The organism is Varibaculum massiliense (genome assembly GCF_900106855.1).
Lineage (GTDB): Bacteria > Actinomycetota > Actinomycetes > Actinomycetales > Actinomycetaceae > Varibaculum > Varibaculum massiliense.
In genome coordinates this window covers 2,141,014-2,167,041 of sequence record NZ_FNWI01000004.1, presented here as the reverse complement: position 1 = coordinate 2,167,041, position 26,028 = coordinate 2,141,014, and the positions used below count along the sequence as shown (strand labels likewise).

22 protein-coding genes and 1 pseudogene are annotated in these 26,028 nt (G+C 51.2%); 13 read left to right on the top strand and 10 right to left on the bottom strand.

The genetic code is table 11. The annotated features are described in order from the left end of the window. Positions 1 to 42 precede the first annotated feature (42 nt). Positions 43 to 555 carry a VanZ family protein gene (locus BQ5456_RS09540; RefSeq protein WP_071129765.1) on the bottom strand — a complete coding sequence of 171 codons (513 nt, stop codon included), beginning with the start codon at positions 553 to 555 and terminating at the stop codon, positions 43 to 45. A 61-nt stretch (positions 556 to 616) separates the two neighbouring features. Between BQ5456_RS09540 and BQ5456_RS09535 the strand changes: the two genes are divergently transcribed. Both BQ5456_RS09535 and BQ5456_RS09530 read left to right on the top strand, forming a co-directional pair. Next, positions 617 to 1,225 (top strand): major tail protein, encoded by a 609-nt coding sequence (locus BQ5456_RS09535; protein WP_071129764.1) that lies wholly within the window; start codon positions 617 to 619, stop codon positions 1,223 to 1,225. Between the two features lie 15 nt (positions 1,226 to 1,240). Beyond that, positions 1,241 to 1,669, top strand: a complete 429-nt coding sequence (locus tag BQ5456_RS09530; RefSeq protein ID WP_071129763.1) for a polysaccharide deacetylase family protein — start codon at positions 1,241 to 1,243, stop codon at positions 1,667 to 1,669. Positions 1,670 to 1,859: 190 nt separating this feature from the next. Here the strand turns inward: BQ5456_RS09530 and BQ5456_RS09525 are convergent, their stop codons facing one another. After that, positions 1,860 to 2,348 carry a hypothetical protein gene (locus BQ5456_RS09525; RefSeq protein ID WP_071129762.1) on the bottom strand — a complete coding sequence of 163 codons (489 nt, stop codon included), beginning with the start codon at positions 2,346 to 2,348 and terminating at the stop codon, positions 1,860 to 1,862. A gap of 61 nt (positions 2,349 to 2,409) precedes the next feature. On the opposite strand from BQ5456_RS09525, the pseudogene BQ5456_RS09520 reads away from it, so the two are divergent. From BQ5456_RS09520 to BQ5456_RS09510, 3 genes and pseudogenes are all read left to right on the top strand, one after another. After that, a pseudogene (locus BQ5456_RS09520) lies at positions 2,410 to 2,760 on the top strand (phage tail protein); the annotation flags it as partial. Then, a complete protein-coding gene (locus BQ5456_RS09515; protein WP_083378469.1) occupies positions 2,729 to 3,655 on the top strand; it encodes a recombinase family protein in 927 nt (308 codons plus the stop codon). The pseudogene BQ5456_RS09520 and the gene BQ5456_RS09515, both read left to right, overlap by 32 nt. Positions 3,656 to 3,733: 78 nt before the next feature. Further along, positions 3,734 to 4,228: a hypothetical protein gene (locus BQ5456_RS09510; protein ID WP_071129759.1), complete on the top strand. Its 495-nt coding sequence runs from the start codon at positions 3,734 to 3,736 to the stop codon at positions 4,226 to 4,228. A 422-nt stretch (positions 4,229 to 4,650) separates the two neighbouring features. On the opposite strand, the gene BQ5456_RS09505 is transcribed toward BQ5456_RS09510, so the two are convergent. The 5 genes from BQ5456_RS09505 to BQ5456_RS09485 all read right to left on the bottom strand — a co-directional run bounded on the left by BQ5456_RS09505 (position 4,651) and on the right by BQ5456_RS09485 (position 9,726). Continuing rightward, complete coding sequence (locus BQ5456_RS09505; protein ID WP_071129758.1) at positions 4,651 to 5,235, bottom strand: class I SAM-dependent methyltransferase; 585 nt, start codon at positions 5,233 to 5,235, stop codon at positions 4,651 to 4,653. A 9-nt stretch (positions 5,236 to 5,244) separates the two neighbouring features. Then, entirely contained in the window at positions 5,245 to 5,997 is a 753-nt protein-coding gene (locus BQ5456_RS09500; protein ID WP_071129757.1) for an ABC transporter ATP-binding protein, read from the bottom strand. Further along, positions 5,997 to 7,091, bottom strand: coding sequence for a FecCD family ABC transporter permease (locus BQ5456_RS09495; protein WP_083378468.1), 1,095 nt, complete (start codon positions 7,089 to 7,091; stop codon positions 5,997 to 5,999). Before BQ5456_RS09495 ends, BQ5456_RS09500 begins: the two co-directional genes overlap by 1 nt. Positions 7,092 to 7,100: 9 nt before the next feature. Beyond that, positions 7,101 to 8,237, bottom strand: coding sequence for an ABC transporter substrate-binding protein (locus BQ5456_RS09490; RefSeq protein WP_205407872.1), 1,137 nt, complete (start codon positions 8,235 to 8,237; stop codon positions 7,101 to 7,103). A 259-nt stretch (positions 8,238 to 8,496) separates the two neighbouring features. Beyond that, positions 8,497 to 9,726, bottom strand: coding sequence for a reverse transcriptase family protein (locus BQ5456_RS09485; protein ID WP_071129756.1), 1,230 nt, complete (start codon positions 9,724 to 9,726; stop codon positions 8,497 to 8,499). A gap of 397 nt (positions 9,727 to 10,123) precedes the next feature. On the opposite strand from BQ5456_RS09485, the gene BQ5456_RS09480 reads away from it, so the two are divergent. Both BQ5456_RS09480 and BQ5456_RS09475 read left to right on the top strand, forming a co-directional pair. After that, complete coding sequence (locus BQ5456_RS09480) at positions 10,124 to 10,360, top strand: hypothetical protein (protein WP_071129755.1); 237 nt, start codon at positions 10,124 to 10,126, stop codon at positions 10,358 to 10,360. 161 nt (positions 10,361 to 10,521) lie between these two features. Continuing rightward, a complete protein-coding gene (locus tag BQ5456_RS09475; RefSeq protein ID WP_143037074.1) occupies positions 10,522 to 11,607 on the top strand; it encodes a hypothetical protein in 1,086 nt (361 codons plus the stop codon). A 150-nt stretch (positions 11,608 to 11,757) separates the two neighbouring features. On the opposite strand, the gene BQ5456_RS09470 is transcribed toward BQ5456_RS09475, so the two are convergent. Then, positions 11,758 to 12,912, bottom strand: coding sequence for a pyridoxal phosphate-dependent aminotransferase (locus BQ5456_RS09470; RefSeq protein ID WP_071129753.1), 1,155 nt, complete (start codon positions 12,910 to 12,912; stop codon positions 11,758 to 11,760). A gap of 270 nt (positions 12,913 to 13,182) precedes the next feature. On the opposite strand from BQ5456_RS09470, the gene BQ5456_RS09465 reads away from it, so the two are divergent. From BQ5456_RS09465 to treZ, 4 genes are all read left to right on the top strand, one after another. Continuing rightward, positions 13,183 to 15,078, top strand: a complete 1,896-nt coding sequence (locus BQ5456_RS09465; protein ID WP_071129752.1) for an ADP-ribosylglycohydrolase family protein — start codon at positions 13,183 to 13,185, stop codon at positions 15,076 to 15,078. 190 nt (positions 15,079 to 15,268) lie between these two features. Then, positions 15,269 to 17,401, top strand: a complete 2,133-nt coding sequence (gene glgX / locus BQ5456_RS09460) for a glycogen debranching protein GlgX (RefSeq protein WP_071129751.1) — start codon at positions 15,269 to 15,271, stop codon at positions 17,399 to 17,401. Between the two features lie 16 nt (positions 17,402 to 17,417). After that, positions 17,418 to 19,937, top strand: a complete 2,520-nt coding sequence (gene treY, locus BQ5456_RS09455; RefSeq protein WP_071129750.1) for a malto-oligosyltrehalose synthase — start codon at positions 17,418 to 17,420, stop codon at positions 19,935 to 19,937. After that, positions 19,938 to 21,737 carry a malto-oligosyltrehalose trehalohydrolase gene (gene treZ, locus BQ5456_RS09450; protein WP_071129749.1) on the top strand — a complete coding sequence of 600 codons (1,800 nt, stop codon included), beginning with the start codon at positions 19,938 to 19,940 and terminating at the stop codon, positions 21,735 to 21,737. Between the two features lie 123 nt (positions 21,738 to 21,860). On the opposite strand, the gene BQ5456_RS09445 is transcribed toward treZ, so the two are convergent. Beyond that, positions 21,861 to 23,222: a carboxylate--amine ligase gene (locus BQ5456_RS09445; RefSeq protein ID WP_071129748.1), complete on the bottom strand. Its 1,362-nt coding sequence runs from the start codon at positions 23,220 to 23,222 to the stop codon at positions 21,861 to 21,863. Between the two features lie 18 nt (positions 23,223 to 23,240). Continuing rightward, positions 23,241 to 24,047: an aspartate/glutamate racemase family protein gene (locus BQ5456_RS09440; RefSeq protein ID WP_083378467.1), complete on the bottom strand. Its 807-nt coding sequence runs from the start codon at positions 24,045 to 24,047 to the stop codon at positions 23,241 to 23,243. 169 nt (positions 24,048 to 24,216) lie between these two features. Between BQ5456_RS09440 and BQ5456_RS09435 the strand changes: the two genes are divergently transcribed. Both BQ5456_RS09435 and BQ5456_RS09430 read left to right on the top strand, forming a co-directional pair. Then, positions 24,217 to 24,792, top strand: coding sequence for a DUF3000 family protein (locus tag BQ5456_RS09435; protein ID WP_159428789.1), 576 nt, complete (start codon positions 24,217 to 24,219; stop codon positions 24,790 to 24,792). Further along, positions 24,789 to 25,988, top strand: a complete 1,200-nt coding sequence (locus BQ5456_RS09430) for an HRDC domain-containing protein (RefSeq protein ID WP_071129746.1) — start codon at positions 24,789 to 24,791, stop codon at positions 25,986 to 25,988. The genes BQ5456_RS09435 and BQ5456_RS09430 overlap by 4 nt, the downstream gene beginning before the upstream one ends. Positions 25,989 to 26,028 lie beyond the last annotated feature (40 nt).

The window sequence follows — 26,028 nt, the reverse complement described above, 5'->3', positions numbered from 1 at the left end:
CCACCACTATTCCATCGATGTTTCGAGTTTTAGAGCCTGTCCTTAAGAGTTTGCAATGATCAGGAAAGTCAAAAATCCGATGAACAAGATCTCCAGGACTAACCCGATGACGTTAATGACTTTTTCGCTCTTTTCAGGCCAGAATCTGGCTAGCAGAGCAAAAACTACTAAGCCAGTAGCGGCTCCAGCAGTGTTCATTATGACATCGGTGATATCGCTGACCCCGATAGCGAAAACGTACTGAACGACCTCGAATGCCACGCTTGCTAAAAACGGTGGGAGCAATTGAATTAACCATGAGCGCCGTTTCAACAACATCCTCATGTACATGCCAAACGGGATGAAAATAAGGAAGTTGACCACGATCTCATCAAAGAAGTTCGACCCGTAAAGATTCGCAGAATCTGTAAATGGGATCAGATTTAAGTAGCGCACATGCCGCATGCTCAGTATGTCGTCAACGCTGGTGGCGAATTTGAACAGCACCATCCACAACAACAAGAGCAGATAAATCCCGAACACCGCATAGGTCAAGCATCGCGTTTTCTCTCTCATGTCCCAATTCTATCTGTCGATGACATCTAACGAAAATTACTACCCAAAAGGAGAAATACTCATGGCAACTATTGGTTTAGACAAGCTCTACTACGCGAGCATTAGTGAAGATCCCACTAGCGGTGAGGAAACCTATGCCGTTCCTAAACCGCTCGCTAAAGCAATATCCGCAGAATTGTCTGTGGAGGTAGCTGAGGCAATTTTGTATGCCGATGACGGGGCATCCGAGATTGTCAAGGAATTCAAATCTGGAACGCTCACTCTTGGGGTTGATGATCTCGGGGCTGAGGCTGCAGCTGCCTTAACTGGTGCGAGACTGGACGCCAACGGGGTACTTATCAGCACTTCTGAGGATGGTGGCGCACCCGTGGCTATTGGTTTTAGAGCTGCACGCTCTAACGGGAAGTACCAGTATTTTTGGCTTTACCGCGTCAAATTTGCTCTGCCGGGAACCACGCTGGCAACCAAAGCTGATTCGATCACGTTCTCTACCCCGAGTATTGAGGGAACGATCCTGCGACGTAACAAACCCGACGCTACCGGCAAGCACCCGTGGAAAGCCGAAGTCACCGAAGGAGCGATCGGCGTCAAGCCGGAAACCATTACTGGCTGGTACACCCAGGTGTATGAGCCTGCCGCTACAAGCAGCATCAAACCGACAAACAACTAGAAAAGCAGGTAAGCCATGACAGCAAAAACCCAAACAAGCCCGGCCGATAGCCCCACTTTAAATAGCGCGACAATCACTATCGCAGGTCAAGAATACGAACTCGTCCTCACTACCCGCGCTACCCGCCTAATAGCTCAACGTTACGGAGGTCTAGAACATTTAGGTCAAGCCCTGGAAACTAGCGAAGATATGGATAAGTCACTCGGTGAGGTAATCTGGCTAATCGCCCTGCTCGCTAACCAGTCCGTACAAATACACAACCTCACCCATCCAGACGATAAGCGCCCAGAGCTGACCGCAGAAGCGGTGGAGTTACTAACTGTGCCTGCAGATTTAGCTGACTACCGAGAGGCTATCGCCCAGGCATTACAGCGCGGCACCCGGCGAGCAATCATGACCGAGACCCCAGACCCAAAAGGGCAAACCAAGAAAAAGGACACCTAATAGATAGTGACGAGGCAATCTTTACCCGCCTGACCTATATCGGGCTCGCCCACCTGGGACTGACCCGCAGGCAAATCGACCTGACCATATTCGGTGAACTATTAGATCTGGTGGACTGCTGGCGCATCGAAACCGGCAGAGCCCAGCCGAAACGCATCTGGTTTATTGATGATATTATCCCCGCCGGGGTTTAGCAATCTCGGTGAGGCAATGGTGATTCATCTACGAGACGAGCAAATTCCCTCCGTGCCGCATCTTCAATTTCATCCCACGAAAACAATTTCTTGAGGTAAGTACAGCGAGAGGTATTCGCCTCTATAGCAAGAATGCGTTGTAGTACATCCTTGTCGTCTTTTAGGAGTCCCAGCGCCTCTAGAATCCATAGCCGAAGCTCGGGTCGCCAATTGAACGATTTACTCTCCCAGACTGTCTTGGCAGAAAGATCGGTGTGCTCCCGGTCTCTCTTCTCTTTAGGCTCACCTTCCTTCTGCACTTTTTTTATCGTCAGATGTTCGTAGTACTCCTTCGAGAAGAATACTGAAGCGGCGTGGGTGCGAACAGAGAACCACCAGCGGCTCCCCTTGGACTGGGGAAAACGCGTTTCGAAGGCATCAGCTAGTGGTGTGGGCGCGGTTAATTCAGCAAGTACCGCCCCGAAGTCCTCTGCGCTCATTCCCATGCTCGTACCTTTCGCAAATTAATCCATTCGTCTCCATTTTACCTCGGAGGGGTGTCTGAGCATGGCTGATTCGTCTTTGGGTTTGAAGATTGGCCTTGAGGGTGAGCGGGAGTTTAAGCGCGCGATCACGGATATTAATCGTGAGATGCGGGTTTTGGGATCCGAGATGAAGTTGGTGGCTTCTCAGTTCGATAAGAACGATAAGTCTGCTTCAGCGTTGACTTCTCGTAACCAGGTTTTGGGCAAAGAGATTGAGGCGCAAAAAGCCAAGATCCAGACCCTGAAGAGCGCTCTTGATAACTCTGCTACCGGTTTTGGGGAAAATGATTCTCGTACGAAGAATTGGCAGATTCAGCTCAATAACGCTCAGGCGACTTTGAATGGTCTTGAGGGTGAGCTTAAAGAGAATAGCCAAAGAACTCACCACCGACCAGATTCTCACGCCGCACGGTAAAAACATCTGGTCAGCCAGCACCATCCGCTCCATCTTGACCAACGAAAAATACAAAGGCGATGCGCTACTACAAAAAAGCTTCACCACCGACTTCCTGACCAAAACCATAAAAGTCAACGAAGGCGAAGTACCCCAATATTATGTGACCGGAAATCACGAGCCGATCATCGAACCCGCTACCTGTGAAATCGTGCAAGCAGAACTAGCACGCAGATCAGGAAAAGGAACCGCCTCCACGTACCCGTTCGCCACCCGGATCAAATGCGCCGACTGCGGCGGCTGGTACGGACGCAAAGTCTGGCACTCAACCAGCAAATACCGCCGCTACATCTGGTGCTGCAACAACAAATACAAGCCCGGCTACCACTGCACAACCCCACACGTCACCGAACAACAAATCAAAGAAGCCTTCACCCAAGCCCTAACCAAACGAGTCAAAGATAACGCCACCCTCGATCACGTGATACAGCTACTTGACGACACGGTATACAACACAACAGAACTCGAAACTCGGCAAACCAAAATCGCTAAAAAGATGGAAGAAACCGTGGCGTTAATAAACCAACTCATCACCGAAAACGCCACCGCAGTACACGACCCTGACGAATATGACCAGCGTTACCACCAACTCGAACAACGCTACCAACGCCAAGAAAAAGAACACCAAACAATTAGAAACAGGATCGCAGACCTCATCACCCGCCAAGCACAAGCCAAAGAAATCCACGACTACCTAGCAACCCAGCCACCACTGGAATACAGCAATCAAGCGTGGAATGTTCTTGTGAACCATGCCGTCGTGAACCATGCTCGTACGATTATGATCCATTTCAATAGCATAGAAGTACGATAGTTTGATTATCGGGTACAAGCCATTAAGCGAAATTTTAGAGTAATAGCACTTAGCACGACTGGTATGCGGGGGAAAACAATGGACGTTGTAGTGAATCTCCTTTACAAAATGATAACTACCTTTTGGATACGGGACTTCTATCAGGTGTTCGCCTCTTTGGTAGCAATACTAGCTCTCGCCGCATTCTTAGGACAGGGCATAGTACATCCCTCAGACACCATCCAAATGGAGGCTTTTCTAGCACTTCAAGGAACCCCACTTGCTGTCCTATACAGACTCTTAGAGTTGTTCTCCGCCCCAACAGGCTGGATAGAGGATGTAACGGAATACATAGCCGCCAGCGCTCAACGGGCTCAGGTAATTGGAGATTTCGCAGCTATTATCGGGATAGCTGTTAGCCTCTTTTTGGTGCCGGATCCAGATGCTAATCCTGTTCCCACACCATCTGTTCAAGCATCTACTTGGTGGATCGCATTCGCTACCACGATGCAGACGAACACCAACGAGGGGGTTCTTGACCAGCAACTCTTTTATTATGATAGTGTGTCTCGCTCTACTCTGGGGTTTCTATGAAATTCGGAATCGTTTTTTTCATAAAGGGATACACGATAGATGCGAACTTGACTTTGTGCAATTAGGCTTTGCTGCATTGTATTTCGCCAGAATTTTGATTCCGATAATCTTTTCGGGTCATCCTAAATATCGGAGTAACAATACGACATAGCCCCCATCTTTGATTAGATGCTATCGTCTTGACACTGCCTGTGCGTGGAGTCCATGATGCTACGCCCCACCAAGTCAGATTCTGTATCCAAGATTCGTAGCTTGCACCCAAAAACAGCGCTGTATCAAAATGAACGTCTAAGTAACCAATATATGCAGGTCACAGGTTTATCCTGGGGCCTGCATATATTTTGAGCCCAGGAATCGAACCCGTGAGGGCTGGCGCGGGAAGGTATTGATCGAACGTGAATACGGACGCCCTAGTAAAACACTCAGAGGCGCACCCCGGAGAAGGCGTAGAATTCGGGCGTGTCCACCAGCGCTTCGATATCGAAGCGCGTTCTCCAGAGCTCACTTTCCTCGGAAGCCGCTCGTAAACCGGAGCTTACTCCGGCAGCAACCGCTTGATGATGTCGGTTGATGTCGTCCTTGCCCTTTCCGTGCGCAACTACGAAGCGCTTGCCCGGCTTCAGTAAGCGATACACCTTTTCAACCAGGGCGGGCTTGTCCATGAAATGAGGATATGCATTGTAGATCACCACGGCATCGTAGGGGTGCTTCTCGTCCAGATCTAGGGCATCGGCGGCAATGAAGTCCACGGCATCAACTCCTTGGAACTTCTCGCGGGCGTATGCAACCATGCGCGTTGACAGGTCGACACCCGTAGCGGACGCCACTTTAGCCTCGAGGTACAGCGGAATCATTACGCCCGTGCCACACCCTAGGTCAAGCACCCGGTCGCCTTCCTGCACGCAGGCAAGCGAAAGCACAGCTCCCTGCACGCGGTTACGCTCGCAACTGCCCGATGCCTCCCATTCGTCTGCGCGTTCGTCGAAATACTGAGCTACCTTGTTCACGTTTCCTCCTTACGACGGAACGACCAAGCGCCGTCCGCGATGCTCGATAATTTCACAATCCATTCCATAAACCCGTTTGACCTGCTCCGCAGTTACCACTTCCATGCCGCCAACCGCATCGACAGTCCCTGCTTTCAAGAACAGGAAGCTATCGCAATAGCGCAGAGAAAGATTAATATCATGCATGACTGCGGCCGCAGCGATGCCCCGCCGCTCAACCTCGGCACGCACTTCCCGCATCACCTCCTGTTGGTTTGCGAGATCGAGGTTGTTAGTGGGCTCGTCAAGCAGCAACGTCTCTGCCTGCTGAACGAACGCGCGAGCCAGCACCATCTTCTGGTATTCGCCGCCCGACAGCTCGTCGGTGTAGCGGAGTTCGTAGCGAGCAAGACCAAGCCGCTCAAGCATGTCAAGGACGATGTGATGGTCTTCTTGCGAAGGCGCGCCCTGCATATACGGTCGCCGCCCCAGCAACACCGAATCGTACACGGTGAGTCTGTTCGCATGGCTGTGCTGGGCAACGTAAGCAACCTTCCGTGCCCGCTCTAGCCGATGCACCTGCCCCAACGGCACACCGTCGAGGAACACCTGACCGGATGAGGGGCGGGCAGCCCCGGTCAAACATGACAACAGCGTGGACTTCCCACAACCGTTCACCCCCAGAATTGCCAAAAACGACCCCGAAGTCACCTCTACATCTACACCGGCGAGGATGGGGACACCCGCACGATACGAAAAATGCACCTCACGAGCTTCAAGCATCAGCGGTTCACCCCCTTGAACAGCAGGTAGACAAATATAGGCGCTCCGACGAACGAGGTGATAGCCGAAATCGGCAGTATTAACGGCGCGACAAGCACGTGACAAAGTATGTCGGAAACCAGCAGCAACCCCGCACCAGCTATGGCCGAGGCGGGCAGCAGATAACGGTAATCCGAGCCCAGAAGGCGCCGCATGATATGCGGTGCAACCAGTCCGACAAAGTTCACAATGCCACAGAACGCGATGACCGTGGAGGCGACGGCACTGGCGACAAACATGTTCGCCAGGCGCACGCGGGAAACTGACACGCCCAGGCTATGAGCCAGACCTTCGCCTGATTCCATGGCGTTGAAGTCCCAGCGACAGGCGCGGAACACTACCGCGCCAACTAAAGTGACCGACGCCATTAGCGCAAGCTGATCCTTACTTACGCGGGTCAAATCGCCGAATGTCCAGAACACCACCGCCGCCACCTGGGAGTCTTCCGCGAAATACTGCACGATTGTGGTTCCTGCCGTAAATACAGCGGACAGCGCCACGCCCAGAAGCACGATGCTCTCCGGCGTCATCTCGCGAAAGCGCGAAAGCAGCAGGATAAGTACCGTGGAGAGCATGGCGCCTGCAAAGGCCAGCAGCGCGGTCGTTACAGGGTTGGCTGAGGACACGCCCTCGTATGCCGCCGATGCACCGCTTCCTGCGAGCACGATGATGGCGATGGAGGCTCCGAAGGCCGCGCCTTGCGAGATCCCCAATGTGCTGGCCGAGGCTAGCGGGTTGCGCAGTACGCTTTGGTACGCGCAACCCGCTAGCGACAGTGCTATGCCCGCAACCACTGCGGTAAGCACCCGGGGCAGGCGGATGTTCTGCACTGCAGCGACAGCGCGCGCATCCCCCTGCCCGAACAGGGCGAAAACAACATCGTGTGCGGAAAGCTGCAGCGAGCCCATCCCCATTGAGGCCACGGCAATGACCGCGACCAAAATGGCAAGCACCGCAATCACGATGCGCTTATGCCGGATGTAGCCCCGGTAGCGGCTGCGGAACGATTCCTCCTGGAGAGGAAGGCTGGCACCCGTCAGCTTCTCTTCCTGCACGATGGAGCCTTACTTAAAGGACAGCGCCTTGAAGTCCATGCCCTTTTCTTTCATTGTCTTGTAGAAATCCACGCCGACCAGGGTGGAGTAGATTTCGGAATACTTGGCCGGCAGGTCAACATCAGAAAACTTGTCGGGGAAGATAGTTGCGCCGATGAAATAGGTGTCGCAGATACCCGTGTCGATGTTGGTGCCGTTGAAGTTGAAGAACGGCTGCGTGTACAGGTGGTTCTCTTTGAATGCTTTCAGACCGTCGAAGAATACCGGATTGGCGGCGTAGTCGGCTTTCATGAGATCCATATTGCCAGCGTTGAGGAACATATAGTCAGGATCCCACTTACCGATCTGCTCAAGGTCGACGTCGACCGCTGCCTTTTGACCAGTTTGATCGGCAACGTTATTCGCACCCAGTTCCACCAGCGGAGCATAGTTTGCATACGTACCGGTGAAGCTCTTCGCGCCCTTGTAGTTGACGGCACCCACGTACACGCTGGGCTTATCGGCATCGGCGATCTTGGAGGTGCGAGACTTCAAATCCTGGTTCCATTCCTTCAGTTTCGCGATTACCTGATCGGCGTGCTTCTCGGTTCCCAACGCCTGGGCGACACAGGAGATGGACTTATACACGTTGTCGGTGAACAGCTGGTTTTGATAGCTGATGCCGATAACGGGGATACCGGTCTTTTGCTGAAGCGAATCGCATTCCTCGGCGCTGCGACTGGAGATGATGACATCAGGTTTCAGATCCATGAGCTGCTCGGCGTTGACGTTAGTCTCCAATAGATGGTTGCCGTTGCTGGTGGCGGGCAGGCTTGCGAACAAATCCTTATACGCCATGGCGTATGGGCGGTTCATCTCCGGTTTGGTTTCCATCTCGGTAACCGCGATCAGCTTGTCCTGCGCTCCGGCATACACTACGAAGCGCGCGCCACTGCCCACGGTTGCGGCGGTTTTGGCATTGACCGGCACATCGACTTTGCGATTATAGGCATCAACCACCGTTTTGGTGCTTGAGTTGTCGGCGGCTTTCGAAGTCGACCCAGCATCCTTCGTGCTATTCGACCCGCAAGCTGTCAACATCGGTATGCAAACGCACAGGCATGCCACAAAAGCGATAATGGTCGTCAGCGAGAGTCTCCTCTTCATCCCAATTTCCTTTCTTTGGTTTTGATTCCGGGAACGTAGTGTTACGTGACCGATTAGTGTAACACAACACACGTCATTAAATTAACCCTTAATTCGTTTGTAACCAGGTACGCCGAGATAAAGTGTCCTTGGTTTTTTCCTAGAGTTTGTGTGTTTCCTATTTTCTCTGACAAATCTTAGGAATTCCGGCAATCAGCTCCTATTTTAAATCGGGATTACGAGTAGTTATCTCAGTGATCTTTGGAAAACAATGCGGGGATTATCTCGTTACTTCGCCAACCGATAATGCCCTTTTCAAGTTTGTTTCGCGTGTTTCCCCGTACCAATACTCAATTCCTTTCGCAAAAGCGATTAATCCTTGCAGATGATTTAGGAAACTCAACACTGGGGGCGGGGTGCCTTTAGTGTGCGCCACGTGTTGCTGAAGCCCAAATTTAGCAATTCCGCGTATGTGGTAGTCAATATTTTTCTTGAATGCGGTATCTAGACGGACGCTGTCGTCCACTTGCAGACCTAATATCAGCTTCTTAGACCCGGGCGGCACTACCCTGGTTTTGCCTTGGTTTATCCGAAAACCATGTTTTAGTACGGCTCGATTGACGTCACGGATGATTAAACCTGCGAAGCTGCGGTCAAAATGTTCATGGTCAGGGCGCGGGGAGAAAAACAAGTCATCACAGTACCGCGAATATCTTAAACCGTTATACAGCGCTAAAGACGCAAGCTCTTTATCGAGTTCACCAGCGCAAATATTGGCGATAATCCCGGATGTGGGGGCTCCTTGCGGAAGCACGCCGCGAATGATCTTCCCCGCGCTACCTCTATACCTCGGGTAGGGGCCACTGCTGCTATCTATTGATATTTCGAGCTTCGTGTAGTTGCGCGCCGCCGGGGTTATTTCGAACTTTTCGTTATATAGCGCCTGAATATTGCGTCTTATATTCTTATCCGGCAGGAAAGTCGTCAGACGCGCTAACTCAAAAGCGACAAGCTCTTTATACCCAATAGCTCTAAAGAGTTCATATACCCGAGCCTCGGAAATTCCCCCAAAGAAATCTTTGAGGTCGAGCTTAAGGAGCCATTTAGCACCAATATGTACGGCTGCGCAATCTTGAATTGAACGTCCCGGGCGATAGGCATAGGCGGCAGGGGAAACCATATCGTCGGTGAAGCAATGCCGCAGTATCCATCTTTGTAAACTTTTCAAACTGGAGCTTGGTTCCGACAATATCCGCCTGCCACCAGAATGCTTAGGGACACTGCGATACTTGTAGTACAAGGGTACTTTACGCAGCGAGGTAGTTTTCTCGTGATCGAGCCAAATTTCTGCCGTATTGTGGCTGCTGATCGCTACATGGGCAGACGGATACAGAATCGATTCTTCTGGATTCTCTAGATTGTGCAAACGCAAAAGATACCTAAGCGAGTTAATCTGCGCAGGCGCCACTCTTGATGGTTTCACGATGGGGTTGAAAGGAAGAAGTTCCATAACGATCTACTGTCAGCCTAGGGCTTTCTTTTGCCACGACGTGGCAAATTCCATGTCAATCTGTGAACCAATGGCAGGGAAATCCCCTGCCGTCCTGATTGAGAGAGGCACGCGAATCGCGAACCTTCATCACTAGAGCCGTCGGTGACTCCCTCCTTTCAGCCCTGGCATTTATATTAGATCCCGATGCGGATCTGTTTGCCATATTTGTAAAGATACCGGGCGGAAATTTTAGTCGGAAGATATCTTCCGCAACTTTTTCATCAGATTTAAGGTAGTTGCGCTTGCTTTGCGGGCAAGGGCGCCAGCAATAAGCTAGCAAACGTCGCAATAAGTGCGTATCTAGCTAAAAATCTACTCGATTTATAACCGCGCCCGATGTTAAGGAGCAGCACCAATGATGGGGTACTTAGACGCCTGGGACCTGGTTCTTGCCACTATTAGCAAGGCGGGTCGCACAGACCTACTAGAAAATCTTAAAGAGCTGGAAATCCAGGATGGCCCAGATCTTGATCTGGCACTTGATTGGGCAAGTGCCGCAGGTATCCCCCTATCTGATGACATAGAGACAACAGCTCGGGAGTTAGTTGCTGGCGGCGATCTGGAACCAGAAGCTCTAGAAGCATTCGAGTAGCGACAAATTAACCAATGTCGGCAATACAGTTTAAAGCAGGCAAGGAGCTATTGGCAGTAGCTTCATACTCAAGAGCCCATAAAAATTAACTAGCGCTTGACGATTGGGGCTGAAAAATCTAATCAGTATGTCTATTATTTTTCACAAACTATTATTTGGAGGTGGCAGGGATGCTTTTCAATGAAGATGGTTTCGAGGAGTCGGAATCATTAATTACTGAGGCTTATGAACGCGGAGAGTTACCGGAGGTACGGTTCCGGCGACACTCAAGTTTTGAACCGCCAGAACCAGACCTGGAGTTGATTTTTGCGGGTATTACCGTGTGGGGAGAACTGCTCACCCAGTGGGCTACTCCTAAAGATGCAGATCTGGCTTTTGAGCGGGTACTAAACTCAGGGGGAGCATCTTTTCTTCGTAGCACCACCCGCTCTCCCATCCGGAATTTGGTTATCTGTGGTGATCACCGCGTTGATATTAAAGAGACTTCGCGCGCCAGCTCTGATGTACAAATGCTGAGCGATGGACGCGTAATTCAAGTAGCTGGCCGGGCAAGGTGGACACCCGATGGTGGAGAAAAGAATGCAGGCTTGTATTCTCCGGAAGGCGACTTACTGAAAGAAGCATGTGTCGGTGATGGGATTGCCAAAATGTACACGGACGCTGAAGATCGCTTGTGGGTAGGTTACTTCGATGAGGGGGTTCTCGGGAACTACGGCTGGGGCAGTCTCTGGGACGAGAAAACCGAACAGTATCACCCAACAGAACCCCCCATCGGGGAACCAGGACTTAATAGATATACCGCCGACCTTTCACTCGATTGGTCATATCCGGGCGACACTAAAGGTGCTCCCTGGATCTGCGACATTTACGCTCTTAACGTTGGTCTTAAAGGTGTCTGGAACTGTTCCTATACAGATTTTGCGGTTACCAGAATAGTCGGCGATGAGGTAGAGGTTATATGTAAAGAAGGTCCGGCAGCATCTTATTTGGTTGCTGATGATGAACGCTTTGCTGCTCTTTATCCCTATGATCTTGACGTCTTTAACTACGGGGTACGTGTCCCTGAGGGGATTGAGCATCGCGGGATTGGGACTTTACGTTCCCCCGAAGGAAAACCCTTAAAACATTGTTACCTCGATGCCCACGATGACGTACTGTACGCGATTTGCGGAAACGAGATATGGAAACTTGATCTGCAAGAAATCGCTCGGCTCGACCGGGGAGCATTAGATAGATGGTACGGGTAGGGCGCTAAGAAAACCGATAGGTGTCTACTGGCACGGTTTTACAGGAATTGAAAGACCCAGATTAGCACGAGTTTGTAACGAATCCTCTTGTTGACGAGAAGCCACTCCTGAACGGCAATTTCGCCAGGCAACGATTCCAAACAATATCTCCTAGCTCAAGGCAGTGATGGTACGCAATACTTTGGCGGCATTTTCGCGGAACAAATCTTCTTCTAACAGCAACGACAGGCTGATAGTGCCACTGAAGGGCAAATCAAAAAAGTATCCGGGCTGGCAATAAATCCCATAGTCGTTTAAGAGTTTTTCCACCAGCTCGTCCTCGTCAATATGGGAGGGAAAACGCAGCAGTACGTTCCAGCCTCCTTGCGGAGCCATCACGGTTATCGGGCTGGCCGGATCCTCCCCTATTAAGTCTTGCAACATGGCCAGGTTGGCTGCGCACCGCCCGCGAGTTTGCGCCAACTGCGGCGGGATTTTCTCCAAGAAACCAGGCAGGTGCGCGGCCAAAATATCACTAAAGGGCAAGAACGCATCCGCGATGATATCTAAACGGGCTTTCGCCTCCTCCACTAGGGCAGCCGGTCCCGATACCTCCAGCCAAGCAATCTTGAAACCGGGGGCACACAGATTCTTCGATAACCCGTCGAGGGCGAAAGTGAGGATTTCGGGGCAACCGGCGAGGCGCGAGCGGGATTCTAAAGCCGCAGCCAAGGGGAAATCATAAAACACTTCATCGGCTATCAGAGGAAGATTATTTTCGGCGCAGTATTCTTGCACCCTCTCTCGCTCTCCCCTATCTAGATAGGCACCGGTGGGGTTACTTGGATTGATGACCACCAGGGCACGCGGACGCGGGGAAACACCAGCAGCCGGCAGCGAGAGCGGATCCAGTTCCCAGTTTCGTCCTAGCCAAGCAAAACTATAGGACGCCACCCGCACATTTTCTAAGTTAGCTAAGGCCTCTATCAGCGAATATCCCGGGGTAGGTGCCAGCACTGCCTCACCGGGATCACAAAACAGTTTCATCAGCCAGGAGTAGCCTTGCGAAGTAGAACTCAGCAGATACAGGTTATCGGGGTTGACGCTGTGCCCGTCCCTCTGGGAAAGGAAATCGGCGAGGGCGCGGCGGGAGGCGCCAGATCCGCACGGATCTGCCTGGTAGGGGCTACCCGCTTCCCCTAGCCCGTGCCGAGTGGGATTCGAGTCAGAGATATTTACCAGTTTCTGCCCCTGGGCGCGCCGTTTCCCAGCCGCCACGGTGATGGCGTTGGGCTGAGAAAGGCTAACTCGCTGTGAAAAATGCATCGCTCCTACTCTATGCCGGCGAATGCCTCCCCCGCATCGCCGCTACAGTTTCCGCGTTTACCAAACCCGGGGAATACGAAAATTCAAGGAGACAACAGTCTCTAAACAGCGCACTTAACCCCAGCAGCTATAACCAAGCGCTAAGCGCAGTGGGCATGACCTTCAATCCACCTTTCGAATAAACAGAAAACCGGAAGTTTACTGCCGGTATCTGTGACAGGAGAACATAATAGTAAAAGCAGCAGTAATCCACTTACGGGAGGAGCGGTTATGATCGGCGCAATTATTGGGGATGTTATTGGCTCAACCCGAGAGTTTTCACCGGTAGATCGCCGCGATTTTGAGCTGTTTCCCTACAGCACCAACTACACTGACGACTCTTTAATGACTATCGCCCAGGGAATGGCGTTTTTAAGGTGGCTAAACCTTAAAGATTCCGAGCGCACTGAGCAGCATCTCTCCCGGCTGCTGGTGCAAAGTATGCAGGAAATGGGGCGGCGCTTCCCCGAGCCGATGGGCTACTACGGAGGCCGTTTTGCTGCTTGGCTATTTGAAGATAACCCGCACCCTTATAACTCTTGGGGAAACGGCAGCGCCATGCGGGTATCGGCAGCCGCGGAATCAGCGGGGAGCCTAGAGGAAGCCCTCAAATTTGCGGAAATAGGTGCGGCAGTCACCCACAACCACCCCGAAGGTATTAAAGGCGCAAAGGCGGTGGCCGCGGCAATCTATTTAGCGCGTAATAGCAGCAGCAAGCAGGAAATCGAATCCTATATTTCGGAGCATTTCTATCCTCTTAACCAATCGCTTGCTGAAATCAAGGCTAACTATCATTTTGATGAATCCTGCCAAGGTACGGTACCTCAAGCTATCAGGGCGTTTACGGAGTCGATTAGTTTTGAGGACGCTATTCGCAACACCATTTGGTTAGGGGGCGATGCGGACACGATGGGGGCAATCACCGGCGCTATCGCCTGGGCATACTATTCCACCCTGTACGGGATTGATGAACGCATGAAATTTATGGCGCAATCAGCACTCCGCTATTTCCCCGAGGACTTACATGCGTACGTTGCCTCTTATGAAGCAAGGTTTGATACCAGTTTTGAGTGGCCGGATAACTACCGGCTGAAGGACCCTAAGCGGGACGAGCCAGTTGATTATTCATGCACCGAATCTTTGTGGAGGTTGTTACTAGAAAAAGGCAACTACGATGCTGAGCTACATAGCAATGTGGAAGAGCTCTTCGAGGTTGGAGAGCCTTCGTGTGCGCTCATGCTGATTCTTAATGCTCTGAAAGAGCAAAAGATAAAAATCCCTCGTGACCTGGTAGAGGAACTTTGGGAAGGTGTCGATTGCCTGGACGATTTAGATGGTCTAGAACCTCCGGAAGGAATAGAAGTACCCTTTGCGCAGGCACTAGCTACTATTGGCGAACGGATAGCAGACGATCCGAACCTGGTTCTGCATGATTACGGCTACGATATGGGTTCAGTGTGGGTACCGGTAATAGAAGATAAGCGCCTGCCCTTTACCTATCCCCATATTTTTTATGGTGGCGACCTAAGTTGGATAAGAACCTGCGACTTCCTAGTAGTTGAAAAATACTATGGTGCCGTGCGAAAAGTTTCGCTGAACTTTTATGATTTTGTCCATGCCACCTGGGTGGGAAACTGGCCGAAAGATGCTGCGACTACCCGAGTAAAAACCCTAGAAGGGTTTAAAGATGACCTGAATTGGAGAAATAGACGCCGGGCAGTGACAAGATTTCGCGACCGGCTGCTAGCCGGGGATTTTGGTGAGTTGCGTTCCCGGCAACGAGAAGATGACGGTTCTTTATTAATCTTTCCCCCTAAAGAGTCTCTGTGGCTTTATCAGGGAGTAGTCGATACTCTCGATTTCCTGGCAGATGAACTAGACGCAGATGACGAACAGCATTTCCAAGAAGCTTTACGAGGAAAGAAAGTACCTGTGGAAGAAGCAGATGTCGATTGGCTATTTTCAAAGCTACTAGCTTTATGGCATCTGGAACGGGCCCAGGAAGGAGTAATCACCAGTGCTGCCCGCAGCGGGGAGCTACTAGCATTGCTTGAAAAGATTCTCGTTTTTTCAATGCCCGCAAAGATAAATATAAAGATAAACGGGGATTTATTGAAGATCTTCTAACAAAAGATCCAGCGCTAGGCTTGCAGGAGATTATCGATTTGGATAGCGATTTCACCGGTCTTGGTGAAATCTACTAACAGCTAGCGGCAAAAAGTTGAAAACCGGTCGCCTCCGCTGTGCTATCTCCCGCATCTTTGCTATTCAGCTGTAACTAAGTGCTAAATGCTGCGTTTTGTGACAACCTAGAAGCATGGAGATTTGGCCAGGGAAACCGTATCCGCTCGGCGCTACATACGATGGAGCCGGGGTAAACTTTGCAGTATTTAGCGAGGTCGCAACCAAAGTCTATCTTTGTTTAATAGCAGAAGACGGCAGCGAAGAACGCATCGAACTGCGCGAAGTCGACCACCACGTGTGGCATTGCTATATTCCGGGGCTGCGAGATGAACAGCGTTATGGTTTCCGAGTTGAAGGCCCTTACGATCCAGCACAAGGACACCGCTGCGACATCAATAAGTTTTTGCTCGACCCTTATGCGAGGGCAACTGATGGCGTGGTGGGAGCAAAGCAGTCTTTATATTCCTACGACTGGAACGACCCCAGCGAGACAAACCATGACGATTCCTTGCCGGATATGGCGGTTTCGGTAGTGACCACTCCCTATTTCGATTGGGGAAACGATCGCCCACCCGGACATGACCTGCATAAACTGGTTATTTACGAGGCACACGTCAAAGGGTTCACCAAACTAAACGAACAGATCCCGGAAAAAGAACGCGGCACTTATGCCGGGATTGCCAACCCGGTGACTATCGAATATCTGAAAAATCTAGGAGTAAACGCCCTCGAACTGATGCCGGTACACCAGTTCGTTAACGACTCCACCCTGCAAGAGCGGGGACTATCAAACTATTGGGGCTATAACACCATCGGATTCTTCGCTCCCCACGCCCAATACCGTTCCCAAGATGTGGTCGATGGGCAAGTCCAAGAGTTCAAGCAAATGGTGAAAAACCTGCATCAAGCGGGGATTGAAGTAATCCTGGACGTGGTCTATAACCACACCGCCGAGGGCAACCACATGGGGCCGACTCTCTCTTTCAAAGGGCTGGATAACGCCTCTTACTATCGCCTGGTAGAGGACGACAAAGAACACTATTTCGACACCACCGGAACCGGAAACTCTCTGCTGATGCGCTCCCCTGCAGTGCTGCAACTGATTATGGACTCTTTGCGCTATTGGGCAATCGAGATGCACGTGGATGGTTTCCGCTTCGACCTGGCATCTACCTTGGCGCGCGAGCTGCACGATGTAGACAAGCTGTCGGCATTTTTCGATATTATCCACCAAGACCCGGTACTTTCCCAGCTGAAACTAATCGCCGAACCTTGGGACGTAGGCGATGGCGGCTACCAGGTGGGTGGTTTCCCTTCCATGTGGAGCGAATGGAACGGCAAATATCGGGACACTGTCCGGGACTTTTGGCGCGGCAACTATGCCACCTTGCCCGAGTTCGCCTCCCGCTTCTGCGGCAGCGCCGATTTGTATGAACAAAGTGGGCGCCGCCCGAATGCTTCTATCAACTTCGTTACTGCCCACGACGGTTTCACTATGCACGACCTAGTTTCCTATAACGAGAAGCATAACGATGCTAATGGTGAGGACGGAGGCGATGGGGAATCCCATAACCGCTCCTGGAACTGTGGAGTGGAAGGTCCCACCGATGACCCGGAGATTAATAAACTTAGGGCGCGTCAGCACCGGAACTTCCTGACGACCCTATTCCTCTCCCAAGGGGTACCGATGCTGCCTATGGGAGACGAGATTGCCCGTACTCAAAAAGGAAATAACAATACATATTGCCAAGACAACGAACTTTCTTGGATGGATTGGTCCTTCGAGGAAGCCGATGAGGACGACTACCGAAATAAACTCCTAAAGTTCACCAAACATCTGATTAAGTTCCGCAATGACCATCCGGTGTTCCATCGCCGCCGCTTCTTTGCGGGCGCCCCTTCGCGCGGCGGACAATCTGAGCTGGGCGAGATCGACTGGTTCGCTCCCGATGGACAAATAATGACCGAGGAAGCCTGGAATAATGAGGAAGCACGTTCGCTAACAATTTTCTTGAATGGCGAAGCTATTCGCGAGCCTGATTCTCGCGGACAACGCATTGTGGATGATTCCTTCTTGTTGCTGTTTAACGCCGACCCGGAACCTTGCACTTTCCAGATTCCGGAAGGTTACGGCTCAGGCTGGAAGATCGCCATTTCCACTATGGATGACGTCCCAGATAACGAAACTGAGTACAGTGAAAATGACCAGCTAGAGCTACTAGATCGCTCGGTAGTGGTGCTGATCCGCGAAGTAGCGGAGGAATAATTTTAAGGAGATTTAAATGACCAGCCAACACTCCCACCTGCCAGCAGAAGATAGACATACTCCCATCAGCACTTATCGAATTCAGTTAAGTTCTGATTTCACTTTCGAAGACGCGCGCAAACACCTGGGGTATTGGCGAGATTTGGGGATAACTGACCTGTTCCTCTCCCCCATTTTGCAGGCGGTTCCCGGCTCTATGCACGGATATGACGTAGTTGATCATAAACATATTTCTAAAGAACTTGGGGGGCGCGAACAGTTTGAAAAACTAGCCGATGCTGCCCACCAGACCGGGTTTGGAATCGTGGTTGACCTGGTACCTAACCACATGGCGGTGCCAACCCCGGTGTGGATTAACCGGCCAATGTGGTCAGTGTTGAAGAGGGGAAAGGAATCCCCCTATGCACACTGGTTCGATATTGATATTGACCAACCGATTCTGATGCCTATCCTGGGTAAGCGCATCGGGCAGGTTCTCGCTGACCAGGAACTCAAACTTGAGCAGATGGTGATTCCTACCGAGCCAGAACGCGGCGAGCAGTGGATTCTGCGCTACTATGACCACTACTTCCCAGTAGCTGCCGGCACCGAAGCCCTCCCCCTGGAAGTCTTGGTGGAACGGCAACATTACCGCCTGGCGCATTGGAAAGTGGCTGATGAGGAACTCAACTATCGCCGTTTCTTCGATGTAGATACCCTGGCGGCGCTGCGGGTAGAAGAACGCGATGTTTTTGACTCTACCCACGCTTTGCTACTGGAACTGTTCAACGCCGGCTACATCGATGCTTTCCGGGTTGACCACCCTGACGGCTTAGCTGACCCGGGCGGCTATTTTCATTGGCTTTCTCAAGCTACTGGGGGCGCTTGGATCGCGGGAGAAAAGATTCTCGAGGACGCCGAGCGACTGCCTAGCGACTGGCCGATTGCTGGCACTACCGGCTATGACACTTCTTGGCGGCTAACCGCCCTGCAGATAGACCCACGCGCCTCCTTGCCACTGGGAACCTTGATGCAGACTTTGACTGCAGATTCACCCTCCTCCTATCCGCATATACAACGCGAAGCCAAGGCGCAAATAATTGATACTTCCCTGGCAGCGGAAGTGCGACGCATCGGGCAGCTGGTGTGGAAAATATGTCAAAACGATTTCCGCTTGCGCGATTACACTTTCCGTTACCTAGTTGATTGTTTGCGGGAACTGATTATCGAAATGCCCTGCTACCGCGCCTACGTAACTGCCGGGCAACCCGCCCCCGCCCTCTCCCGAGAAATTGTTACAGCCGCCGGAACGAGGGCGCTGCGCCACCTGGAACCGGAGCATGCTGACACCATGGCGGTGGTGATCGCCCTGGTACTCGGGGATGAAATCGGATCCGCTGCCCTAAAACAAAGCGACCTGGATCGGCAAGAATTTTTGGTGCGTTTCCAGCAGGTTTGTGGAGCGGTCATGGCTAAAGGGGTAGAAGATACTACCTTCTATCGTTGGACCCACCTGCTGTGTCTAAATGAAGTGGGCTCTAACCCGCAAGCCTTCGGAATTTCTTCCGATAGCCTGCACCTTTTTGCCCGCGATATTCAAACTAACTGGCCATCCACTATGACCACCAACTCTACGCATGACACTAAACGTTGCGAGGACGTGCGGATGCGGCTGGCGGTAATCAGCCAATACCCCACGCTCTGGGCGGAAATAGTTTCAGATCTGCGCGCGGTGACTCAGCCTTATTGCCCTAATGACTTAGATGGTCGCAGTGAAAATATGCTGTGGCAAACCCTCATCGGCACCTGGGATGATAACGGCCCGATTTCACCCTCCCGACTGCGCCAATATCTAGTTAAGGCGATTAGGGAACAAAAAACTTGGACTACCTGGACTGCCCCTGATCAGAGCCGGGAAAAAGAACTACTAGATTATGCAGAAAAGATCCTGTCGGATCCGCAGGTAGCCGAGATTGTTTCCCGTTGGCAAAGCGAAACCGGTCTAGTCACCCGCTACACCATCGTAGCTAATAAGGCTTTGCAACTTACCATGCCGGGGGTAGCCGATGTTTATCAAGGCTCGGAGATAACCCAAACTTCGCTGGTAGACCCGGATAATCGCCGTCCGGTAGATTTCACGGCGCTGGCAGGAACGCTATCTCGACTTGACCAGGAAGGTCTAGATCATGGCGGAGACCCGGCAATAGATGATTTGAAACTGAGCTTGACGGCCGCTATTTTGCGGCTGCGGCGCCGCCGCCCCGAGTGTTTCGTTTCTGCTGCTGCCTCCTATGAGGCGCTCGCCCTCTCTACCGGATACGCGGTAGCTTTTGCGCGGGGAACCGAAAATGACGGGCCGCAAATCGTCACTCTTGCCCGCCGCCTGGCCGGTGTCCTTGCCCGTTATCAAGGTGATTTCAGCCCGGAACATACCGTGGTTTTGCCGGAAGGATCCTGGAAAGATATTTGTTCCAATGAGGTTTTCTCCGGAGGAATCCAGAGCCTGGAGGAACTTCTAGCCAAACGCGGCGCGCGGATATTGGAGCGGGTGGAATAGATGAATCTAGATTCCTATGACTGGGATTTTGAGGGGGTTCCTCCCTGGGAACTGAAAGCCGGATGCGAACGAGTACCGCTGTGGGCGCCAGGAAAAGAGCAGGTTAACCTGCTGGTAGGCTCGCCGGATAATCCTCGAAAAACTCCCATGATTCAGCATGGTCAGTGGTGGCTGGCTCCGCGGTCGCTCCCCAACGGCACCGTCTATGCCTTTGAGGTAGAGGGAAACGGTCCCTTCCCTGACCCCAGGGCGCGCGTGTATGTTCCTGGCAGTGAACTGTGGGTAAAAACTGCCGATATTGCCGCCCTTAAACGCGGTTCTAACTGGCAACCCGATGGAAAACTTTTGGGGAAGGTCTGGTACGAACTACATATTGGGACTTTCACTGCCCAGGGAACCTTGCGGGCAGCCATTGAGAAACTCCCCTATCTCGCTGATTTGGGAGTCGAAGTCATTGAGCTGATGCCTACAGCGGTTTTCCCTGGAGAGCGCGGTTGGGGCTATGACGGGGTGGGGCTATATGCCCTGTTTAACCCCTACGGCACCCCGGAAGATTTGGTGGCTTTTATCGATGAGGCACACAAACTTGAAATTGCGGTTGCCCAGGATTTAGTGCTGAATCATTTGGGCTCTTCCGGAAACTATTTGAGTCAGTTTGCACCTTATTTTTCTGCCCGCCACGTAACTCCCTGGGGCGATGGCTATAACCTAGATGGACCGGATAGCGAGCCGGTACGAGATTTCTTAGTCGGGGCGGCTGTGGCTTTGCTGGCTGACTATGGGTTTGACGGTCTGCGCCTAGATGCGGTTCATGAAATCCAAGATGATTCTGAACTGCATCTTTTAGCGGAACTTTCGCAAGAAGTTCACGACCTTTCGGAAGAGTTAGGCAGGCCGCTTACTTTGGTGGCCGAATCTGATCTTAACGATCCCCTAATGGTTACCGCGGTTGATGAGGGTGGCTACGGAATGGATGGTCAATGGGATGACGATATTCACCATGGTATTCACGTAGCTTTTACTGGAGAAACTCAAGGCTATTACGAAGATTTTGCTGATCCCGAGGCGCTGAGCAAGATATATTCGCAGGTGTTTTACCATAACGGCACCTTTTCTAGTTTCCGCGGCAAGAATTGGGGGGCTCCGGTTCCGGCAGATATGGAACGTAACCGTTTCTTTGGTTTTGCTTCCAACCATGACCAGGTAGGTAATCGGGCTTTAGGAGATCGCCCTAGCGAAAAACTTTCTCCCGGACTTTTAGCTGGTCAAGCTGCTTTGATTTTAGCCTCTCCGTTTACGCCGATGCTTTTCCAGGGCGAAGAATGGGGCAGCCGTTCGCGTTTCCAGTTCTTTACCGACTATGCGGATGAAGGTATTGGTAAAGCGGTAGATGAGGGACGCAAACGCGAGTTTGCCTCCCATGATTGGGACAAAATTTATGGCGGTGAGGTAGAGGTGCCCTCTCCGCAAGCGCTTTCTACTTTCCTCAACTCTAAGCTGCTGTGGCAGGAGCTTTCTGAGGTTGAGCATAAAAAGATGCTCGCCTGGTATCGGCACTTAATCGCGCTGCGTCACGAGGGCGTATTTGCTGATTTTATTGCTCTTGAGCGCCAGCGAAAGCTGCTGGTTCTGAAGGCAGAGCACGCTCAGGTAATAGTGAATTTACATCGCAAGCCCGTTAACATCAGCGAGATTGTCACGCATCTGCCCGAAGGAAACTATTTTTCCTTCACTAACGGGAAACTGGAGAGCGCGCCCCAAAAAATCTCAGGTGAAGACACCCTGCTAATCATCGCTTAGAGTAGCGCTACCTGCTGGCTTTCGTTCCTTTAAAACTGCGGAAATCCGGCGATTGTCCGGAATCGAGCATCTAGGGTTGGGTTAGCGCAGACGTGTGCCTGGCTTTCTTCCCGACAATACAACTCAGGATTCTTTTCCCAGATTAGAACTGGGAACATAGTCGCCACCGCCGAGTTCACGAGCCTTCGAGAGCGGAAAATAACGATGATATTTTAATATATGTTTCCAGGTACTTGCGGTCACGTAAAACCAACGCCGCAGATAACGTAGAGAAAATTCCCGTTCCGCGGGAGAACTTAAAGGATTAGCAGTGCGCCGCCTAGCGACAAGTTTCAGAACCTGACGCCGTAGCTTTCCTCGGGTATACAGCACCACTAAGGGCTCAGGCAAAATAGAATACAGTACTTTTCGCTGTCGGGTAGGTACCAAATAGCGCCGATCGTAGACCAAATCATCAATAAACACCCGCATGGGATTCATTCCTGCAGCAGTACTGTAATAGTTCGATCTTCCGATACGAGGATTAACCTCAAAGAAATAGGCTTTACCATCCTGTGGATCAACTTTAATATCAAAATTGGCGAAACCGCGCCAGTTCAATCCTTCAAGGAACCTAATTGCGGGTGCAGTTAAATTGGGAAAACTCTCAGTTATCAGCGCTGCGGGGTTACCGACAGCGGTAGGGTTATGGTCTTCGAGCAACAGGTGACTAGAAACGCTAAATGCTGTTTTACCTTCAGAATTTACATAACACATAACATGGAAGTTATAGGTGTCATCCCCTAATATTCGCTGTTGAATAACAAAATGGTTAGCATCTGGGTGTCCACTGGTTTCCTTAATTAGCAGCTTTAAAATTTTCTTAAGCTGCTCCATGTTATCAATGAAATAAACCTTAGCTTTACCGGGAAATTTTAGTCCCTCATATCCGTATGAGGCTGCCGGTTTAAGCACAATTGGAAATGCCGTAGCCGAATTTACAAATAGTTCCAATATATGTTCAAGACCATCGGTAAGGTAAAAGTCAATAGTCGTTGGACAAGGAATGTTGTTCTGCTCTGCAATCTTTGCAAATGCTACTTTGCTATTGGTAGCATCAAGCAATTCCACAGAGGGTACCTGAAATAAATAATTACGCGCTAATACTTCGTGATTTTCAGCAAGACCAAATACATGGGAATCTGCCTCTGGACAGATAACCAGCTTTTTACCTGGGTACCTATTCTTCAGCTCACCAACATTCTCTAACAGATAATCTATAAGCGGATATTCGCTTGCTGGATTGGTAATCTGATTAGGCTTGACCACGATTACGTCAAATAGTTTTGAATTGGCGATTGGTCCGAGAATTTGTTTATACGTAAGGATTACCGGGCGTACCGACCATTCTTCGGCAAAAGATCTGGCCATTGAATAGGCGCCGATATCCGCACTTAAAACAATGGGAATAAAATCTTCGTTCGGTTTCTGTTTCCTCAAAGTCATATTCCTTTTCTCTAATTTTTATTCAGCAAACGTAGGTTTGAGTTTTGCGCCGGCAGCTTTAACCGTTTCAATCGCTAATGCATCAACTGAATCTGTAATAGGTAATACGTTATTGGGTAATGCTGCCTGAGCTATTGATAGCTCGGTGCAACCCGTAATCGCCCCGTCAAATCCTGCGGTGTCAAGACCGCTCAACAGGTTGTTCCACAAATCTTCCGGTACCGGCACATTTGCTTTCACGTGTTCATAAATAATGTTAGTGACAATCTCTTGTAAATCTTCAGAGGGATATCCCACCTCAATATCTAAATCGCGAGTTGCCTGCTCATATAGCCCCGTAGTGCGGGTACCTACTGTCCCTAGGATAGCTATTTTTTTCCCACCACCCAGGCGATCTAGCAAATGGTTCACAGTTACTTTAACAGTGTCTATTAACGGTAACGGAAGATCACCCTTGACCTGATTTAAGTGGTACATGCCAGTATTACAAGGCATTACTAAGAAGTCAGCCCCCGCCTTCTGCAGAATACTAGCATCTCTTAAAAGCGATGCTGTTGGATTCGGTGCTGAAGGATCAGTAATCGATAGGGTTCTATCCGGCGTCGAGGAGCGCTGGGTAACGATTAAATCTACATTGTCTTGATCAGTATGCGCATCCGTAAAGTCCACAACACGTTGTAAGAAATGAGCGGTAGCTGCTGGTCCAACTCCACCAAGTACCCCCGCTATTTTACGCGAGCCTCCCCAAGGGTAGTGAAGCGAGATTGCGCAATCTCGTTTTTCAGCAGTTTTATCTGCAATTTCCTCTGGAGATTCAAAAGCCATGAGTCAACTATATTACCAAACTGATTTTTTAGCCTTCACCTACGTTTTATTCTTTCATGTCGCGAATATACTCACAGATTAATATTTTCTGGACAATACCCAGGGATAGGTCGGCTGATTATCGGCGTGGCAGTGACTTTAGCAGAGGTTTCCTGCCTACGCTGAAATAGTGAATCAGAAGACGCCTGCAGAGTTTACCGATGCTCTACTCACTTTGCGCCATGCCGCCTATGATTCTCACGTGGAAGTCAGTGAAATTCCTGCTCCCCATGGAATCGCTCCTTTTTCGGCTGCGATTCGCATGGACTGTGGTTCCTTGGAGGATAACTCCCATAGCGGCGGGTCAGGGCGGCTCGTGATTCTTTATGACCCCCAGGAGCAACCCGGCTGGCAGGGACGTTTTCGCCTAGTGACGATGCTAAGTGCGCATGTAGATGTAGATCTGGTTACCGAACCACTAGCCGACCAGGTTTGTTGGTCCTGGTTCACCGATTTTTTGACCCAGGCAAATGCCAGTTTTTTCCAGGCTGCCGGATCGGTCACCCGCTCCCATTCGGCCAGCTTCGGAGAGTTAGAAAAACGCTCTGAATCTGCAGAAATGGAGCTGCGCGCCTCCTGGACACCCCTAGAAAATGACCTGGCTCCCCACGCGGGGGCAATCTCACGACTTTTAGCGATGATGTCGGGACACTCGGTGGAAGTTAGCGCCGGAATATCTCGCCTGGGACAGGTAAAGCTGGTATGAGCGAAACCCTTTACCGTCCACGCCTTGGGTCGGTTCCCCTCACCGATAACCAGCAGCAATACCGGGAGTGTCTGCGCGAATATAGTAGTCCCGGCGAATACGTGGCTTTTGATACTGAACGCGCCAGCGGTATCCGTTACCTGGACAAGGCCTATTTGATTCAGGCGAAAGGGCAGAGCGCTCCCCTGGTTTTACTGGATCCTCTGACCTTGCCGGATCTATCGGATTTTAGCGCTGCCTGCAAAAACAGTACTTGGGTGCTGCACGCTGCCAAAGAAGATTTAGAGTGCATGGAGTGGGCAGGCTTGCAGGCTCCCCACCTATTCGATACTCAAATCGCAGCGAAACTACTGGGGTATGAACACGTGGGATTGGGGGCAGTTACCGAGGAAGTGCTGGGGGTAAAACTAGCCAAGAACCATACTCGAGAAAACTGGTCATTGCGTCCCCTCAAACAATCGTGGCTCGATTATGCGGCCCTGGATGTGGAATATCTGGTGGAGCTGGCAGTTACGCTCAAAGAACAACTAGAGGCGGCGGGACGGCTGCCTTGGGCAGAGCAAGAGTTCGCCTACGCCTTGGCCAACTTTCACCGACCAACAGATACCGATCCCTGGAGGCATTTAAAAGGCGCTGGAAAAGCTAAATCCCCCCGGCAGCTGGGTTTATTGCGCGAGCTCTACTATCAGCGAGACCAGGTAGCGAAGGAACGAGATTTAGCCCCTAGCCGAGTACTACCTAACCGCGACCTCGTAGATTTGGTCTTACAGCCTCCTCGTAGCTATCAGGAGCTGTCTGCCCGCCCCTTAATGAAGCGCCGACAGCTGCGCCGTCACGCCCGGCTCTGGTGGCAGGCAATAAAGAAAGTTCGATCCTTACCCAGTGAGCAGCTACCAGGAAAAGCGCCGCTGCGTAAATTGCATGAAATAACGGCCATCGCAACCTGGGAGAAAATTGATCCCGCGCGTGCCCAGCTTTACCGCACGCTAAAAGAGGATGTTGCCACCTGGGCTCAGGAAAATCAGATTTGGGCAGAATGCGCGCTTTCTCCTAGCGCCATCCGGCAGGTAGCCGCCTATTGGGAAAAATCAGATGATACCGCAACCCTATTGGAGGCAGCTGCTGCCAGAAGCTGGCAAAAAGAGATCTTCCTCCCCCGCTTTGAAAAGATCTGTACTCATTGGACTCGAGGATAAACTTCGAGTGCGCATCAAAGGATGCCTACCAGACTAAATA